Annotated in this window: 12 protein-coding genes; 3 read left to right on the forward strand and 9 right to left on the reverse strand. The window is 42.0% G+C overall.

Features of this window, described 5'->3' with window-relative positions; translation table 11 throughout:
* Nucleotides 1-374 precede the first annotated feature (374 nt).
* Complete coding sequence (locus QZ576_RS13310) at nt 375-2,015, forward strand: AMP-binding protein (protein ID WP_297097964.1); 1,641 nt, start codon at nt 375-377, stop codon at nt 2,013-2,015.
* 51 nt (nt 2,016-2,066) lie between these two features.
* Here the strand turns inward: QZ576_RS13310 and QZ576_RS13315 are convergent, their stop codons facing one another.
* A complete protein-coding gene (locus tag QZ576_RS13315; protein WP_297097967.1) occupies nt 2,067-2,891 on the reverse strand; it encodes a mechanosensitive ion channel domain-containing protein in 825 nt (274 codons plus the stop codon).
* A 131-nt stretch (nt 2,892-3,022) separates the two neighbouring features.
* On the opposite strand from QZ576_RS13315, the gene QZ576_RS13320 reads away from it, so the two are divergent.
* Nucleotides 3,023-4,147, forward strand: coding sequence for a DUF5009 domain-containing protein (locus QZ576_RS13320; RefSeq protein ID WP_297097969.1), 1,125 nt, complete (start codon nt 3,023-3,025; stop codon nt 4,145-4,147).
* Between the two features lie 30 nt (nt 4,148-4,177).
* On the forward strand, nt 4,178-5,089 hold the full coding sequence (locus QZ576_RS13325; protein ID WP_297097971.1) for a sugar phosphate isomerase/epimerase: 912 nt from the start codon (nt 4,178-4,180) through the stop codon (nt 5,087-5,089).
* 247 nt (nt 5,090-5,336) lie between these two features.
* On the opposite strand, the gene QZ576_RS13330 is transcribed toward QZ576_RS13325, so the two are convergent.
* The 8 genes from QZ576_RS13330 to QZ576_RS13365 form a co-directional block, all read right to left on the reverse strand.
* Complete coding sequence (locus tag QZ576_RS13330) at nt 5,337-6,197, reverse strand: hypothetical protein (protein ID WP_297097972.1); 861 nt, start codon at nt 6,195-6,197, stop codon at nt 5,337-5,339.
* 71 nt (nt 6,198-6,268) lie between these two features.
* Nucleotides 6,269-7,528, reverse strand: coding sequence for a peptidase U32 family protein (locus QZ576_RS13335; protein ID WP_297097973.1), 1,260 nt, complete (start codon nt 7,526-7,528; stop codon nt 6,269-6,271).
* A 650-nt stretch (nt 7,529-8,178) separates the two neighbouring features.
* The gene (locus QZ576_RS13340) at nt 8,179-8,853 is read right to left on the reverse strand and encodes a hypothetical protein (RefSeq protein ID WP_297097975.1); all 675 of its coding nucleotides are present in this window, start codon (nt 8,851-8,853) and stop codon (nt 8,179-8,181) included.
* A gap of 54 nt (nt 8,854-8,907) precedes the next feature.
* Entirely contained in the window at nt 8,908-13,626 is a 4,719-nt protein-coding gene (locus tag QZ576_RS13345) for an efflux RND transporter permease subunit (protein ID WP_297097977.1), read from the reverse strand.
* 33 nt (nt 13,627-13,659) lie between these two features.
* A complete protein-coding gene (locus QZ576_RS13350; protein WP_297097978.1) occupies nt 13,660-14,058 on the reverse strand; it encodes a GxxExxY protein in 399 nt (132 codons plus the stop codon).
* 39 nt (nt 14,059-14,097) lie between these two features.
* Nucleotides 14,098-17,196, reverse strand: coding sequence for an efflux RND transporter permease subunit (locus QZ576_RS13355; protein ID WP_297097980.1), 3,099 nt, complete (start codon nt 17,194-17,196; stop codon nt 14,098-14,100).
* A 69-nt stretch (nt 17,197-17,265) separates the two neighbouring features.
* Nucleotides 17,266-18,324: an efflux RND transporter periplasmic adaptor subunit gene (locus tag QZ576_RS13360; RefSeq protein WP_297097982.1), complete on the reverse strand. Its 1,059-nt coding sequence runs from the start codon at nt 18,322-18,324 to the stop codon at nt 17,266-17,268.
* 20 nt (nt 18,325-18,344) lie between these two features.
* Complete coding sequence (locus tag QZ576_RS13365) at nt 18,345-19,841, reverse strand: TolC family protein (RefSeq protein ID WP_297097984.1); 1,497 nt, start codon at nt 19,839-19,841, stop codon at nt 18,345-18,347.
* Nucleotides 19,842-19,852 lie beyond the last annotated feature (11 nt).

Consider the following 19,852-nt stretch of genomic DNA (forward strand, 5'->3'; position numbering starts at 1 on the left):
TGCCTAATATTGTATCACAATTAAGAAATAGTTCTTTTCATACTTAATAAATAGAAACAAGAAGAATTTATCTCCTCACATTCGGTTCCTTGTTCAAGCTTGATTAAAGTTAAAGCACCGCGGTTTTAACTATAACAAACACAAACTGTCCTTCACTGTCCCTGAAAGCAAACTAATGGTTAGATCAAGAAAAAAACAAAACAAGGAATACAAAGCCAACCCACTCCTTTAGGGTTGGCTTTTTTTATGCCTCAATTCCAAACATTTCAGTTAATTATTGGTTTCTCCTCCAACAGCATCCATATTTACGCGCAAACAATTTGTTTTAATGCGAAATATGGTATTTTTAAAAGTTAAATATTAAACTGCTCGAAATGCGTGATCAAACATTAGCAAAACTATTTACTACTGCTTTTCATGAAAACTGGGAGGAACTGGCTTTTTCCGATTTTGAAGGCGGAGATTACACCTATAAAGACATTGCCGGAACCATAAAATCGCTGCACCTATTTTATCAACTTGCCGGCTTGCAACGCGGCGATAAAATTGCTGTTTTGGGCAGAAACTCATCGCATTGGGCAGCCACTTTTTTGTCGGCCATTTCTGCCGGACTGGTAATTGTTCCAATCCTGCCCGATTTTAATAAGAGCGATACAAACCACATTATCAACCACTCCGAATCGAAACTGATTATTGGAGCCAACGCACTTTTGGAAAAGGTTGATCTCGAATTCTCCGAAAAACTGCAGGCAATAATTAAACTCGAAGATTTTAGTTTATATGCCGCAAAAGATGAAAATATACAGTACAAACTCAACGACGGATTTCAGTATTACAAGGAAAATAAGTTAAGCAAAGAGGCTTTTGTTTTTGAAGAATGGGAGTCCGAAGAAATGTGTATTATCTCTTATACATCGGGCACTTCGGGCTTTACGAAAGGTGTAATGATACCCGAACGAAGCCTGCTTTCGAACGTAATTTTTGCACAGGAACACATGCCATTAACAGCCGGAAATAAAATTGTTTCGTTCCTTCCAATGGCACACGTTTACGGACTTCTTTTCGAATTTTTATTCCCGATAAGTAAAGGATGCCACATTACCTTTTTGAGCAAAATGCCATCGCCGGCAGTTATCACAAAAGCTTTTGGCGAAATAAAACCACACCTCATTTTATCGGTTCCGCTGGTAATTGAGAAAATCTACAAAAAACGTATTCTGCCTGCCATCGAAAAACCATCGGTAAAATTTATGCTGAAAGTGCCGATCATTTCGAATATCATTCTGAAAAAGATCAGAACAACAATGGTTGAAACATTTGGCGGACGATTCTTCGAAATCGTGATTGGCGGAGCACCGCTGAGTGCCGATGTTGAAGCATTCTTTAAACGCATAAATTTTCCGTTTACCATTGGCTACGGGATGACCGAATGTGGCCCGCTGATTAGTTACGAAGCGTGGGATAAAACAATGCCATCATCGGCCGGAACGCTTGTCGACCGCATGGAAGTTCGCATCGATTCGGAAGATCCGTACAACGTGGTTGGCGAAATTCAGGTAAAAGGAGAAAATGTAATGTTGGGTTATTACAAAAACGATAAGGAGACAAAAGCGGTGCTCACCGAAGATGGCTGGCTAAAAACCGGCGACCTTGGTGTAACCGACGAGAACAAGTTTATTTATATCCGTGGCCGCTCGAAAAATATGCTGCTTGGCCCGTCGGGGCAAAATATTTATCCCGAAGAAATTGAGGCAAAACTTTGCAATCAAAATTACATTGCCGAGTGCGTGGTTGTTGAGCGGGATCACAAACTGGTGGCACTGGTTTACCCTGATTTTGAAGCAATGAAAACCGATAATGTTGATGAAAAAGAGTTGCCGGCAATAATGGCCGAAAACCAAAAAAAGGCCAATGCAGAGTTACCGCGTTACGAACATGTTAGCCGCATTGAGTTGGTTGATGAAGAGTTTGAGAAAACGCCAAAACGAAATATAAAACGCTACAAATACGTATAAAAAAACTCCGGGAATTTTCCCGGAGTTTTTTTATCAATATATCGTCTGAATCTATTTTTCGAGCTTGTTTAAATGCACATCCATTTGTGGGAAAGGAATGGTAATTCCAGCCTCATCAAGTGCAACTTTACCAGCTTCGTACACATCAAAATATACAGCCCAGTAATCGGCAGGCAATGTATAAGGCCGAACAGCCAGATTCACTGAACTGTCGCCCAAGCCTTTTACGCCAACAAAAGGTGCCGGATCTTTCAACACTTTCGGGTGACTTTCGATGATTTTCAAAAGCACATCTTTGGCCTGTTTAATATTGGATCCATAAGAAATTCCAAAATCCATATCCACCCTTATCAAACCTTCAGTGGTATAATTTACAATGTCGTTGCTCGACACGGCGGCATTTGGCAAAATAACGGTCTTGTTTTCCGGTGTCAGAAGAATGGTAACAAAAATATGTATCTCCTTCACGGTTCCGAGATGCCCCTGCGAAACGATAAGGTCACCCACTTTAAAGGGCTTAAACACCAGTATCATCACACCTCCGGCAAAATTCGATAAAGTACCCTGCAAGGCCATACCAACAGCCAGTCCGGCAGCACCCAGCACCGCAATAAACGATGTGGTTTCGATACCTACCATTTTGGCGATACTGATCAAAAGCATCACCTTTAAAAGTATGTTTATCAAACTTTTTAAGAAACCACGAACCGAAACATTAACATCGCGTTTCTCCATAATTTTTGTAGTTCTCCGGGTAATAATTTTTATAACCCACAAACCCAGAATCAGAACCACGATGGCTGCAATTACTTTTAATCCGTAAGTAATCAGCAGGTCATAAGCCATTTCCAAATATTCATTCACTTGTTCATTCATTGTGTCAATTGTTAAATTTCTCATCAAGGTAGGCAAATTACACTTCTGAGTCAAGTGCTTGTAGAACACATGTTCATTCTGATCTCAAAATGGAAATATTGCTACATTTGTTCAAACTAACTAATACCTTAATGAACTTAAAGTCAAGTAAACGCTTTTCTGAAGATCGGCTTTTGTCGCTCGATTTTTTTCGTGGAATTACGATGTTTTTGTTAGTTGCCGAAGGCACACATTTGTGGTCGGTATTGGTTGAACCACCGGTTGACGGAACCATTTTCGAAAGTGTCTTTCTGCAATTTCATCATCACCCCTGGAACGGCTTACGGTTTTGGGATCTAATTCAGCCCTTTTTCATGTTTATCGTTGGTGTGGCAATGCCCTTTTCTTATGCCAAACGAAAAAAACGTGGCGACTCAACAGCTACAATCACACGGCATATTATAAAACGCTGCATTATTCTTTTGGCATTTGGTGTTGGGCTGCACTGTGTTTACAACCGAAAACTGGTTTGGGAGTTGTGGAACGTTTTATCGCAACTTTCGATAACCATTTTAATCGCTTACTTTTTAATGCGCTACAAATGGTCAACTCAAATTGTTGTTTCGATTGGATTATTACTGTTAACCGAAGTACTTTACAGAACTTTCCCGCTCGAGGGCTACAATCAACCTTTTGTAAAAGACCATAATTTTGGAAGTTGGGTAGACATGATGCTGATGGGAAAAATAAACAACGGTGGCGGCTGGGTGGCCATCAACTGCATACCTACAGCGGCACATACTATTTGGGGCGTTGTTGCCGGACAATTGTTGCAATCGGGAAAAAGCCAGACTGAAAAAGTAAAACGATTGGTAATTGGCGGTTCTATCATTTTAGTTTTAGGTTATTTGCTCGACTGGACTACGGTAACCCCAATTATAAAACGTATCTCCACCTCGTCGTTTGTTTTGGCGTCGGGTGGCTGGGCACTGCTGGTACTGGCTTTTAGCTACTGGCTCATCGACATAAAAAAGATCAACAGCTGGATTTTTCCTTTTGTGGTTGTTGGTACCAATTCCATTTTTATCTACCTTTTTTCGAATACAATTGGCGGACAATGGTTAAACGGATTCGTGGCCATTTTCACCAATGGTTTTCTGAGCTGGTTTAAAACTCCCGAATTTTTGATAAACCTCATAACCGCTTTAAGTGTTCTCACACTGGAATGGCTGCTTTGCTATTACCTGTTTATAAAACGAATATATTTTAGAGTTTAAAACTTACTTGATATCAACTAAATTTATAAAATGATGAAAACAAATCGTAGGAACTTTTTAAGAACTACAGCTGCTGCTACGGCAGGTACAATGCTTGTTTCGCCGGCATTTGCAATGAACGGTGCCAAATCGCGTTACCAGATTTCACTGGCTGAATGGTCATTCCATAAAGCTTTGTTTGCCGACGAAATGACAAATCTCGACTTTCCGAAAGTTACCCGTGAACTGGGAATTGACGGAGTGGAGTATGTAAACCAGTTTTTTAAAGACAAAGCAAAGGATGAAAAATACCTGGGCGAATTAAAGAAAATTGCAAAAAACGAAGGTGTTACCAACGTGCTGATTATGTGTGATGGCGAAGGAATGGTGGGACATCCGGAAAAAGCCGAACGTGAAAAAACCGTTGAAAATCATAAAAAGTGGATTGATGCTGCTGCCTTTTTAGGCTGTCATTCAATTCGTGTAAATGCCGGAAGTCGTGGTACTTTTGAAGAGCAACAAAAACTGGCTGCCGACGGTTTACGTATGCTTTGCGAATATGGCGACACCAAAAAAATCAATGTTATTGTTGAAAACCATGGCGGACTTTCGAGCAACGGCGAATGGCTTTCGGGAGTGATGAAAATGGTTGACCACAAACGCGTGGGAACATTGCCCGATTTCGGAAACTTCATGATTAACCGCGACACCGGCGAAGAATACGACCGCTACAAAGGTGTTGAACTTTTAATGCCTTATGCAAAAGGCGTGAGTGCCAAAACCAATGTGTTTAATGCTGCCGGCGATGAAGCCAACATGGATTATTACCGCCTGATGAAAATTGTTGACGATGCAGGATACAAAGGTTTTGTGGGTATCGAATTTGAAGGTACCGAGCTTTCGGAGCGTGATGGAGTAATTGCCACAAAAGCACTTCTTGAGAAAGTATTTAAAACATTATAGGCAAAATAACATCGGTATAATTACCTCAACTATTGTTATTTACCATTAATTTTTGTTAATCCTGCTTTATTTCGAAACAATAAAGTTTTGTGCCCGTAAGTTTAAACAACTTTGTATTCCTAAAAGGACTTAAAGGGGTTGATTGAAAAAATTAATACAAAGTTGAAAAGGTAATTAGTTGTTTGTCTTTCAAAAAAAGGAAGCGATGAAAATTCATCGCTTCCTTTACTTTTATATCAACCTTATCCTAATTTTTGTTTCGGTAGAATGGGAAATTCGGATCAACCCTTCCGCCGCTGCCTCGTCCTCTTCCGTCGCCAATTTCAAGCAAGTAAACCAAACCTGCACTAATCTGGGCAGTTAACGACAAACGGCGGTTATAGCGCAATAAATCAACGCCTTCGTTTTGCTCGTACGTAAAATTCGGAACACCGTCAAGTATCCCGGAATTCAACACTGTACATGTACCATCAATTTCAAACAACAAACGGTCGCTTATGGCATAATCAAAACCAAGTCCTCCGCCTACATGAAATGCCGGCCAGCTGTCTTGCTCGCTGTTTTTTGTTCCTCTCGAATACAGCACATCCCAATCCAAATCCGGATCAGGTAATTCGCGATAGGTCAAATCCGTTCGAACAAATGCCACAACACCGGTAAGTTTTACAAACGGCGAGAAGGTTTTGTCGGGCATAAAATAGTACTTGTAGTTAACTGCCAGGTTAAACAAACGCGTGTTGTATTCCAGCGGAGTAATAAAAAATTCATCCTGATAATACTGATAATAAGGCGTTAGAAAATAGTTGAAAACCGGCGGATCGTCATTAAAACCTTTCAGATGTGAATAATCCAACTCCACACCAAAGTAAGTTTTTTCGGTAACTTGGAACAGAATTTCACCCTCGAGACCTGCCGATAATTGTGGTGTAAATTTTTCGCTGCTGGTAGGTGGCGAAACGAGCAAAGCATCGGGATGTGGCACATCGGAAGTTCCAAACTCGGAAATTAACATGCCGGAATTGACTGCCACTCGAAATCCAATTAACTGAGCATTAACCGAAAAACTGGCCGCCACAAGTAAAACACCGATGAAAATCAATCTTCTCACATCCATCTCTTTGACTTACAGCCATTAATTTAAGCCGTTTTTGTCAAAAAAGGAAACAATGTAAAATAAATCTATCGTCTTTCTTTTACCTGCGAGGCATCAACCATCTTGTAAAGTTTGTCGGCGCGGCGTATCACTTCGTCGATAGGCACAGAGATTCGTTGCCCTTTTAAGCCTTCTTCAACGGGTTTTAAATCGAAACGAATTTCGCTTACAGTGTTTTGATAAACTCCTGTTGTTGGGCCGGTAACTACAATCTCATCGCCAACTTGCAGGTTGTTTGTTTCGAGCTTAAATTCGGCCACACCAATTTTTTTGAAGTAGTTGGTACATTTGCCAATATACAATTTGCGTTTGCTGGCCCTTGAACCGTAATTTTTGCTCCACTCGCCCAATCGCTGACCAAGGTAATAACCATCCCAAAATCCGCGATTGAAAACAGTAGTTAAACGGTTGTTCCAGTCTTCCACTTTCTCTTCGGTAAACTCTTCGTCGAAATAAGCGTCAACAGCCTCGCGGTAACACTGAGCAACAGTTTTTACGTATTCGGCTGAACGGGCGCGTCCTTCGATTTTAAGTACCGAAACTCCGGCATCGAGTATTTTATTCAGAAAATGAATGGTTTTCAAATCTTTGGGCGACATGATGTACTCATTGTCGATCTCCAGTTCAGCACCGGTTTGTTTATCGGTAACCGTGTAAGCCCGGCGGCAAGTTTGCAAACAAGCCCCGCGGTTAGCCGACGAGTTCATTTCGTGTAAACTCAGGTAACACTTTCCGCTGGTGGCCATACACAGCGCACCGTGCACAAACATTTCAATTTTCATCAACTCGCCGTTTGAGCCGGTAATATTTTGCTTTTTAATCTGGTCGCTTATTTCCCAAACGCGGCCAAGATTCATTTCGCGTGCCAGCACCACAACGTCGGCAAAATTTGAATAGAATTTTACGGCTTCAATGTTGGTAATATTTACCTGCGTTGAAATATGCACTTCAAGGTTAATGGAACGCGCGTACTGAATTACTGAAATATCGGCTGCAATAACTGCAGAAACTCCTGCTTCTTTGGCGGCATCGATAACTTCGTGCATTTTATCCAACTCGCCATCAAAAATTTCCACGTTCATGGTAAGGTAAGTTTTTACCTTATTTTCGGTGGCAATACGCACAATTTTACGCAGGTCGTCGAGATTAAAATTATTAGACGAGCGCGAACGCATGTTAAGGTTTTCAACACCAAAGTAAACCGATCCGGCTCCTCCCTGAATGGCTGCCATTAACGATTCGTACGATCCTACGGGCGCCATTATTTCCACATCTCTTCTTTCCATTGCTTATGCGTGAAGTTTTAAAAATTGCGGTGCAAAGTTAAGAGTTTTTGGGAATTACAGTTATGCTCTGGTAATTCCAAATCACTAATGTCAATACTATAGAAAAAGGTATTTGCTCTATCGAGCGGATTTTACTTTTTGTCTTGAGACAATAAGTAAACAAAAAACTCAAGGCTGCGCCCGCTTCACTCGGAAAAGCTACGTAGTGCCGGCTAAAATTCCTGAAACTCGTCGTACCTCCTCAAACAGCAGTAATTTTTTAACGCCGTCACCACTTGTTTTCCGGCTCACCGGCCGAGGCCGAAGCTTCGAAGCAGCTTTTATTATAGTACTAACGAGACATAAGTGGAACGGCCTCTTTTGGTCTTTGTCCGTAGTTGAAATAAAACCTTAATGAGAGCGGGAAGCTCCGAGTATGCGAGGAGATCACCCGTCCGAATTTGGGTTTTATGAAAATGGAGGATAAAGATTAAAAGTAGCCTTGAACTTTCTGCTTCGTCTTTGCTTTAAGGCAAAGATGAAGGCCTCCGGCAGGATAGTAATTAGAGTAAAATCTGATCAATTTATAATCTAAACGATCTATTAATGCAATAGAAACAACGATGCCCTCACTCATTCTCAGAGCAAGGGCATCACTTCTGTTCTATTGTTTAAACAAACTTTTCGCGTTTCTGTAAATTAAAAAGGCCGTACAAAACGAACACCAAAGTGGCGATCCCCATAAAAATCCGGTTCTTGCGGATAATTCCAATCCAAATTACCTCGTTCAGGTTATCCGGTATTTCGAACGGATTCAGAAAAATATCCCACTGTGTATTCCGCATTCCGGTATCCTGTAGAATAATTAATGCCACTCCAATTAACACCATTGCCACAGCTGTTCCGTTTCCGTTTTTAATGACAGTTGAGAACATAAACGACATCGATCCTAAAAATATGATCGGGTACATTAACTGGTACGACATTTCCAGCAGGTTAATTTTGTACAGCAGTACCGAAGCCAACGCTGAAAAAAGAACGATAATGACAAATACGAGCGTATAAATCATTACCAAACGCACCAGCCAAACTTTATAACGGTAGTTCGGAATTCCGAAAAGTATTTCAAGCATTCGCGAATCATCGTCGTTTTGTATGCCAAAAACCGACGGATAGAAAATGAGCAACACGCCCGGGAAAATCAGCAGTGTATAAACCACATCTTCCGACATGGAGCCGCCGTTATAAACCGTTTGAATGGCAAAAAACAAAAAGAATGCAAGTGCTGCTATTAAAAACCAAATAAACCGGTTGGCAAAGATGATTCTTAAGTTATACCGTATCATTTTAATTAAAATATACAGCCTGTTTTTTATATCGAATTGTCTTTCCATAATTCCTTAAACAAAGTCTTTTAACAAACACAAATAAGCATCCTCGAGATTTGGCAACACACTAACTGCGTCGGGTGCCGGCTTTTCTTTCGCCAAACAACGCATCTTAATATTTTCGCCATCGCGCATGTGGTGAACAATCATTTGTTTATTGGCCATATTATCGAATTCCTTAGCCGGAACCGAGAACTGCCACACAAAATTATTACCCATATTCACCATATCGTTTGGTGTTCCGAAATATTTCAGATTCCCTCGGTTAATTACCGCTACCTGGTTACACGAGCTCGAAATATCCTCGATAATGTGCGTCGAGAAAATTACGATACGTTCGCGACTCAGCTCTACCAACAAGTTACGGAAACGAATACGTTCGCGCGGGTCGAGACCTGCGGTAGGTTCGTCAACCACCAAAATACGTGGCAGATTCAGCAGAATTTGTGCAATACCAATACGTTGTTTCATACCGCCCGAGAATGCACCGATTTTATCTGTCCGGCGTTCCCACATATGAACACTTTTCAGTACATATTCCAAACGGTCTTCGCGCGTTTTGGTGTCTTTTATACCTTTTAGAATGGCCTGATAATCGAGGAATTCCCAGGCCGACATATTTTCGTAGGTACCAAAAGCCTGTGGCAAATAACCAATCAAACCTTGCAGCTCTTCGCGGTATTTTTGGGTGTCCATTCCGTTTATCCAGATCTTACCGTAACTCTGCTCGAGCACACCGGTGATAATCCGCATCATGGTTGATTTACCGGCGCCGTTTGGTCCAAGCAAACCAAACATACCCGTTTTAATTTCCAGCGAAACACCGTTTAACGCCCTGAATGGTTTCTTGCGTTTTCCGATAACCGGAATCTGGCGAACCATGTTAAAGTAACCACGGCGAAGTCCGCCAAAACGTCCTTCAATTCGCGCAATATTCACATCTTTATTATGGATGTATTCTGCCGTTGCATAGAACACCAGCAAAATGTACCAGATAATTGCAATGAAAATAACCATTCCAAGGTTATCCCAATCTTTGTAGAAATAGAGAAGGAAAACAAGTGGTACGATCCAGAATAGAATATTATAAATCCATTTATTCAGCTTCAGATAAAAAGCTTTTCCTGTTGCTTCGTGTTTATTGATAAGCACCTGATTTAGCGGCACTCTTAACAAGAACAGGAAGAAGAAAACGCCGTGCGACAACACCCACATCCACAAATGACTTTCGATGTAAAAGAAGGTGAAATAAGTCACAAAAATAAACAGCGGCACCTCCCAAATGAGATCTGAAAAATCGCGGAGATGTTTATAATCTTTTGTCAGGCCGGCACGTTCACGAATTTTTAATCCCGATTTCCACTCGCGCATAAAACGCGAATCGCGGTCGTAAATTTTCACCAGCCTGCGAACTGTAATTCTTATCGGTTCGTTTTCATCCACAACTTTTTCGCTGGCCTGGCGCAAACTGGTCATTGTAAAAGCTACAACTCCCGGCACCAAAACAATCAGGAGAATAAAATCGAGCAGTTGCCAAACAAAACTATCCACGCGCAGATAGATAAAAATGGCTCCGACAATAAACACCGTTAACATTCCCAATTTTAGGCCAAGATGTAAGGATTTAATCCAATCGAGCGCATTTTCCATTCCGGCGTATAATGTTGGAATGAAAACCAAAGTAAGGATTGTACTTAACGCCAAACCGCCAATTACAGTAATGGCAAACGGTGCGCCAATGGCACCAACATATTCAGCCTGTCCCATTGCCAGTGGGAATAACGCAACAATGGTTGTAATAGCTGTAATCAGAATCGGGCGAACACGCGAAAGACCGGCGGCCATTAAAGCACGAGATTTCCGGTAGCCCCGCTTTCGGAGAATGTTGGTGTAATCAATCAGAATAATTCCGTTGTTCACCACCACTCCAATCAGGATAATAAAGCCCATTAAAGTGTTGGCGTTAAACAGGCTGTTTCCTGTAAAGATCAGTGCCAGGAATGATCCGATGGCAGCCAACGGAATAGAGAAAATAAGTACAAACGGTGTTGATACTGATTCGAAAACCGACGCCAAAATCATTAAAATTAGAATGAATGCCGCGGCAATCAAGAACTTGAATTCGGCATACTGATCTTCTTCGTGAATTACCTCTACAGCAACTCCCGAAGGCAGTTTGTAAGCACCGATTATATCGTCAATTTCAAGACGATAAGCTTCAAGCAGATCATTCGATTCGCTGGCTTCGTCAACAAAACTATAGGTTAATTCAATCTGTTTTTCCTGGTTTACACGGGTAACGCTGGCCATTCCTTCGGCATACACCATATCGGCCAGCTCGTCCATATCGTAAGTAGCGCCCTGCGTATTGCTAACCTGCAAACGACGAAGATCTTCAATTCCCTTTTCATCTTCATCCTCTTCAACACCATCGGGCAATTTTTCTTTGATAACAATCTCGTACTCATCCGTGCCCTGCTTAAAATTCACACCGGAGGTAAACTCGCGGGTAAACGTTCCCAGCTCCGACATAATATTCTGAAGCGTAATTCCATATTCGGTAAGCAGCATCTGGTTGAAATACATATGTACTTCGGGCCGGTTGTTCGACACGCTGATGTTTGCGCGACGAATCGATTCCAGGTCTTCGATGTAGTAGAGTAAATCTTCGGCTACACCTTTCATTACCTCAAAGTTTTCGCCTTTTATAACTACCCGCTCTTGGTTCGAGCCGATCCCCATAAACTGCTGAAATCCCTGAGTTCCTGAACGACCACCGCCGCCACCACGGAAACTGGCACTCGATGTTGGTGCTTCAAGTCCAACTTCTCCCTGCGAAACGTTGCCAATGCGGTCTTCAACATCTTGTTTGATTTCTGCAATGGTACGGTCATCAATATCTTTATAATCTTCGCGGAGAATGAAAGTCAGAATTGCTTCTTCAGCCTCAATATTTGCTGACAAGTCTTGTTTTTCGGCAATGTCTTCCAGGCGGCTTTCCACATCGGCAACAACTTTGTCGGTTGCTTCCAGCGTTGTTCCGGTTGGCATGGTTACATAAATATTGAACTGCTCTTCTTCAACTTCCTGCAGGTTGGTAACACTAACTGCCAACACAATAAATACAGTTAAAAAGAAGAACACCAACGCACCAATTATGGTACGTGCCGGTACGCGCATACTGGCTTTCAGCAGCAGAATATAAATTTGGATTATGCGGTTATTGGTCGTAACCTTTTCGTAAAATACGTTGTGTTGCCGTTTTTTACGCAACAGTAAGTGAGCTGCCATTGGAATTAACAGCAAGGCCACAAATAACGAAACAATCAGCGTTGAAATAATGGAAACGCCAACGTGGTTACCCAGCAGTTTCACCATGTAATCGGTAGAGAAAACGAATGGTAAAAATACCGTAACGGTTGTAAGCGTTGCCGCTACAATTGAGCGCCAAACCTCTTTTGTTCCCTGCGTTACCGATTGCTCGGGACTCATTTTATTCCCCGAGAGCCGGTATATATTTTCGAGCACCACAATACTATTGTCGAGCAGCATACCAATGGCCAAAACAAGACCTACCAGTGTTAAACTGTTCAGCGAAATATTAAATGCATAAAACAGGTTAAAAGCAGTAAATACCGAAATTGGAATGGCCAGAGCAATAAATGAAACAATGCGCAGATTTTTCAGGAACATCCAAAGTACAAAAATGGCCAACAAACCTCCAACCAGTGCCAAATCAATAATCTGATCGATGTTTTTCTCCATGGTATCGGCCAGGTTGGTCTGCACCACAATTTGTACATCTTTGGCAGCCAGCTTTTTATTGAGTTCGGCAATCTCTTCCTGCACGTTATGCGACAATTCGATAAGGTTGGCCTGCGAATCGCTCACCAGGCTCATCGAAACCGCGTCCAATCCGTTTATACGACTTATCGATGTTTCTTCTTTAACCCCAAAAAATACGTCGGCTACATCTTTTAAGTAGATCGGGCCATCGGCCACAACAATATTTTCGATGTCAGAAACTTTATCGTATTCGGCCGTAACGTGCACAAAATATTGTTTTTGTGCATCATGCAGATAACCGGTAAATGTTCGGTTGGTAGAGTTGCTTGAAATAGCACTCTGAATTTGCGCCGGCGTAATTCCGTAAGCTTCGCAGGCACCTGCATCGTAAGTTACTTCAATCGAACGTTCTTTACCACCGTAAACCGACACAGAAGCTACCCCGTCGATGTTTTCCATCTGAGCGGTAATTTCCTGGTCAACGATATTACGCACACGATCAACTCCCCCGCTACCACGAATCTGCAGCTCCATAAACTGGTTGGTGAGCTGATCCATATCAACGCGGTTAACCGTTACAATGAAGTTATCGTCGAGTTCGCCTGCAATCAGGTCGATCTTTTCCTGCAATTTCAGGAAGGTGTATTTAAAGTTGACGTTCTGTTTAAAATTTACCTGTATGGATGCCGAGCGGTTGTTGATAAACGACTCCATATCTTCAATGCCTTCCATCGTCCCGATCGCTCCTTCAACCGGAATAACCGCCTGGTTTTCCAGGTAGCTCGGATCCACCTCAATCCGCGACTGAATCTGGACGAACAGCATCGGGAGCTCGGCATTTGGCATGAGTTCCACCGGCAACTGTTTGTATGAGATATAACCCAACATGGTTAATCCCAAAAACAGCATACTGATGAATATTTTTCTGTTGATAATGAATTTCATTTTTTTCTTTTTTGGAACGCTGATGACGCAGGTTTAGCTGATATTCACAGATTTTTTATTGGTAAATAATTTCCTCCGTATTTCTGGTTTCTTCCCAAAGTTTAGTAGCAAACCAACTTCTATATTCGTCGCTTTTAAGTAATTTATCAGTTGATACTCATGCGCTTCAGTCACAGTTTCGGTTGCTTTTAGCTCAAGCATTACAACATCCTCAACAATAATATCCGCATAATATTCTCCAACTACATCACCCTGATAACTTACTTTTATTGGTTTCTGCGATTCAACTTTCAACTCCTCATTTTGCAACTCTATTAAAAGCGCATTGTGATAGACTTTTTCAAGAAAACCATATCCCAATTCATTGTAAACCTTATAGAAGCATTTAATTATCGCTTCGGTTAAATCAGAATATTTATAATCCATTTTCATCTATCAGCGAGTTTCAGTTAAATCAACGTCATCTGTGTTCTAATTCTTCTTCACAAAAACACTCCTCACCCTATCCAAAACATCGTAAACACAAGGGATTACAATAAGTGTAAGTAAGGTTGAAGTTACCAAACCGCCAACCACTGCCAGTGCCATTGGCGAACGCAACGATGCACTTTCGCCAAAACCAACGGTAAGTGGTAACAGGGCTAATATGGTTGTTAAACTGGTCATAACAATTGGACGTATACGTTGCTGCCCGGCTTGCAGAATAGCTTGTTTTCGTTCTACTCCCTCGCGGATAAGCTGATTGATCCGGTCGACCAGAATAATCGAGTCGTTTACGGCAATACCCACCAACATAATCACCCCGATAATGGCCATAATGTTGAATGTTTTTCCGAGAATGAAGAAGACAAGAACACTACCCACCACAGCCAGCGGAATAGTTAAAAGAATAGTAAACGGATGAATAAGCGACTCGAACTGAGAAGCCAGCACCATGTATACCAACACAATAGAAAGCAACAGTGCAAAAGTCAGGTTCGTCAACGATTCCTGACGTTTTTCTTCTTCACCGGTTACCATAATACGATAATCGGGTAATAAGTCGATACTTCCTGTTTGCAAGCGAATATCGTTTGCCACATGATCCAACGGAATACCGTCTTCCAATTGGGCTGTAACTTTTCCTATGCGGTTTTGATTTCTTCTGAAAATTTCTTTTGGCGATACGCCATAACTGATATCGGCAATTTCGCTTAAGCGGAAAACCTGGTCGCCCGAAGTGATGATCAGCGAACCAATTTCATCGATACTTTTCTCCGGAACTTTAATGGTAATGTCCTGCATCTCGCCACTGCGTTCCAGTTCGCCGGCATCTTTACCCTGCAACTGATCCTGCATTTGCGTAATTACACTGCTGATATCAATATTGTACATTCCGGCGCGCATGCGGTCAACATGAATTTCAACCTCAGGAGCACCGTCTTCAATCGATGTTTGAATATTAAACAGGCCGTTAACCCCCTGCATTTTTTCTTTCACCTGGTTAACAACGCGCTCAATTTCGTCCAGCTCTTCGCCACGAACTTCAACAACGACAGGTGCTTCGTCGGTTCCAAGAATCGACTGCAGTGCACTTTCTTCCTGCGAAAAACTTACTTCCAGTCCCTCGATATTTGCGGTTAACTGATCGAGTGTTTTTACAATACTTTCGGTTGAAATGGTTGATTCAGGCTTCAGAATTACTTTTAACTCTGCTGTATTTTCACCTTCGAAAACAGCATTTTGATCGCCCGAAATACTTGACGATGGACCAGCCTGCGAATAAATTTTATCCAAATTTTCGCCCAGGTAATCCATTAAAATACCTTCCAGGTTTCTCACTGTCGACTCCGTGCGCTCCAACTCTGTTCCTTCCTGCAATTTCAGATTAACAGTAAGTTCGTGTGTTTGTGTTTTTGGCATAAATTCTGTACCGATGTGCGGAATCAACAATCCGGCTCCTCCAATGGCCAAAGTTGTAATAAGAATTACTACCCACTTGGCATCAATTACTTTTGACAAGAAACGACCGTAACCGCCAACTTTTACCGATTTTGATTTCATCGGAGCTTTCTTGTTTCGGTAGAAACGGTGGTACATCATCGGGATTAAAAAGATAGCCACAACCAACGACGATATCAGCGAAAATGCTACCGTCCAGGCCTGATCTTTAAACAACTCGCCCGAAGCACCGTGCAAATAAACAATTGGCAAGAAAACGATGATGGTGGTAAGCGTTGATGCGGTAATTGCCCCGCCAACCTCGGCGGTTCCGTTAATTGCTGCATCTTTTACACTCATGCCGTTTTCGTGGTTCCGGAAGATATTTTCGAGAACCACAATGGCATTATCAACCAACATACCCGCACCCAAGGCGAGCCCTCCCAAAGTCATAATATTTATGGTGAGATGGTTGAAATACATGAGGTTGAACGTGGCCACAATCGAAATTGGAATAGCAACACTTACAATCAGTGTAGTTCCGAAACGGCGCAGGAAAACAAATAAAACAACAATTGCCAGCAGAATACCCAGCAAAGCAGTTTCCTGCACTTCGCCAATGGCACTGCTGATAAAGCGGCCCTGGTTGGTTACGCCAATCAGTTCGTAGCCCGGAAGTGCCTTTTCAATATTTACCAATGCTTCGTTGATCTGATCAACCGCATTTACCGTATTGAATTTTGTCTCTTTATAAATGGAAAGCCCCAAACAACGTTCGCCGTTAATGTGAACAATGTTTGTTGGTTCTTTATTACCGATAGAAACCGCAGCCACATCTTTCAGATAAACCGGGGCCATTGAAACCCGGTTTTGATTGGTAGTAGTAGTTTCGGTGCTGCTAACAGCTTTATAACCAACAATCAGATTCTCAAAATCCTCAACGGTTTGCAACATCGATACACCTTTTACAATGTATTGTGTACCCATGTCGGTAATTTGTCCACCGGATACGTTACGGTTAAAATTCTGGATGCGCGATGCCACTTCGTCCATGGTAAGTCCCTGCGCATCGAGACGGTAAATATCGGTTTCAATTACTATTTCACTCTCTTCCTGACCCGAGATTTCAACCTCGGCAACACCTTCCAAACGTACCAACTCGTTTCTCACGTAGTTTTCAGCCACTTTTCGCAGCTCGTTCATATTGGTAATTTCGTTGTGCTTAAGCCCAATTATCATTACCGGGGTTGTGTTCGGATCGTGTTGAGTAATCTGTAGTTCGTCAATATCAGAATTCTGGGTAAGCGTATTCAAGGCCTTTTGCAGGTCGAGAAAAGCTTCATCCATATCTTTATTCCATGCGTATTCTACTGTTATTTGTGCCGATCCTACCCGCGATGAAGAAGTTACCTGAATTACGTCGGACTGGCGAATGGCAAGCGCTTCGATGTTTTCGACAAACTGCTGCTCCATTTCTTCCGGAGGCCGCTCGCCCGAAGTCACTTCCACAAAAATGCGTGGCGAATTCAGATCGGGAAACAGATCGACTCCCAGCTTATCGTACGAAATGTAGCCCAGCAACAAAACGCCAAGCACCACCATTAATACGGTAACCGGGTAATCGACAGAAAATTTCGTTAATTTTTTCATAATATATAGTTAGAAGCACGAAGCACGAAGCTGGAAGATTTTTACTTCCGGCTTGCAGCTTCCGACTTATTATAAAATCACTTTAACTTTTGAATTATCGCGGAGTGTTTCAAATCCTTTAATAATCAAACGGTCGTTTTGGCTGAGGCCTTCAGTAACCTCAATTTCATCCTGGTTTGAAATACCTGTTGTGATTCGACGATCGTTGGCAGCGCTGTTACGCCCAACAATAAATACATATTTTCCGCGCGAACCGGTCATAATCACGTCTTTCGGGATTACAATGGTACTGTCTTTTTGCGCTGTAATAATGTTCGCTTTTATAAACATTCCCGGGCGCAGTTTCAGCTCAGGGTTATCAATTTCGAGTTTACCAGCAAATGTGCGTGTTTCGTCGCTGATAATTGGCGACAACTCAGTTACATGTCCGGTAAGCGTATCTTCAGTAAGCGTATAATTTGTAATCATTACTTCCTGTCCGGTGGTTACTTCCGAAATGTTTTTTTCCGGTAAGTTGATCTCAACGTACATTTTGTTGTAGTTCATCAGGCTAACCATGCTTTCGCCGGCCGACACACGAACGCCTTCGGTGTAATATGGCAGCGCAACAATAATTCCCGAGAAAGGAGCCACAACCTGCATTTTTGCCAACTGAATTTCAGAGCTTTCGTAGTTGTTTTTGGCAGTAATCATCGACACTTCCGAGTTACGCATTTCGAGCAGTGTAACACCACCTTTTTCGTACAACGACTTCTGCTTTTCGTATTCCTGCTCCGAAATCTCAAGATTCAGTTTTGTCGACTCGATATTCAGTCCGTTCAGGTATTCTGCATTTTCCAGTTTCACAATAACCTGACCTTTTTCAACGCGGTCGCCCAATTGAAATTTGCGCCCCGTTCTCGGATTGGTTTGCAACAGGTAATTTCCTTCAATTTCAGAACTCAATTCGGTATCGTACACGGCTTTTGCAGTTCCGGTAGTACTTACAAATTGCTGAATACTTTTAAGTTTGATGTTTTCAACTGAAACAGGAACAGCTAACTCAGTTGACTCAGAACCGGTTTGGTTGTTACACGAAATGGCGGCAACAACAACACCTAACAGGATAAGTAATTTTATATGCTTCATTTTTGGTATAATTTTCTGGTTTATTCTTGATTGTCAATCATATACAATTCCTCAGGAATAATAGCTTCGTTTGTTTCGAAATCGTAAAGCGACTGTATTTTAAGGTTTAGTAATTCAATTTTATAATTTATAAGTGCCTGACTTAGGGCAACTTTTTGCGACGAAAGCTGGTTTTGATACAGGTTCAAATCCATACCTGTCAGGTCGCCGTTTTCGTAACGTTCCAGGTTGATTTCGTAAGTTAACTGGGCGTTACGCTCATTTTGTTTTGCCAAATCAATCTGGTTTAACTGGTTTTGAATGTTACGGTAAACCTGGCGAATATCAACCACAATTTGTTTACGCTCCTGATCGAGGTTCAACTCTTGCGACTGTATCGCTGCTTCGGCAGCGGCAATTCGGGCTTTACGCTCGCCCCAGTCGAAAATCGGGATATTGAAACTAATGCCTACCGACGGGCTTTTTGTAGGATTCTGGTAAATATTACCCAGGTCGCTATTATCGCCGGTAATACCAAAACGCAGGTTCACATCTCCACGGAACTCATTCTGAGCTTTGGTACGGATAAGATCGAACTGACTGGTTTCCACATCAATTTCGCGCTGGCGTAATTCCATTCTCGAAGCCAAACCGTTTTCAATGGCTTTGTCCAGATCAACAGGAACAGGATTTACGCTTACATCAGCCAAAATCATAATGTCTTCGAAAAGATCCATTCCCAGGTAAAGTTTCAACTGGTCTTTGGCATTTTCGAAAGTTACTTCGCTATTTTGCAAAGTAGATTTTGCCGATGCAAGGTTTAACTCAGCCTGGTACTCTTCTTCTTTTGCAGCCAAACCGGCTTCAACCTTGTTTTTAATTATATCGTAACTTTTCTGTGTATTTTCCAGCTCGTCTTTTGCAATCGACAAATTCATTTGCGCCATGTAAACATTGTAAAAGAACTCGGTAACACTTCTCTCCAAATTCAGGTACTGCATGGCGTAGCTGATGCGGGCATTTTCGAAATTCAGCTCCAATTCCTTTAACTCCAGTTTTAAAGTATTGTAGGTGAATAATGGCTGATTCAGGTTCAGATACAGGTTATTAAAAAAGACCTCACTTTCCGTGTTCGACGAAGTAGAATTATTACTCGACCAGCCAAATTCGTTGGTTAACGAGATAGTACCATCGGTTATTAAAATTGGCTGAGCCACTGTAAACAAGGCACTTGACTCAAAGTTTTCGTTGGTGTACCACTCCGACACACGGTTATCGAAACGTCGTTGATTACTGTAGTTTACCGGATCAACCTGCAACGAAAAGCGCGATTTCAGTGCGGCTCGCTGGGCTTCCAGGTTTTTCTGGTAGCGCTCAAGATTTAATAACGACAGCCTCAAATCCGGACTCCCCACTTCGGCAATACTCATTGCCCTGTCGAGGGTTAAGGCCTCTTGCGCCTGAACAGCAAAAGTTGCAGTCGCCAAAAAGAATAGGGCAATTGCCAGCTTTCGCATAAGTTTGATTTTTGTTTTCATACAATTAAAAA

Source organism: uncultured Draconibacterium sp., from assembly GCF_913060805.1.
Lineage (GTDB): Bacteria > Bacteroidota > Bacteroidia > Bacteroidales > Prolixibacteraceae > Draconibacterium.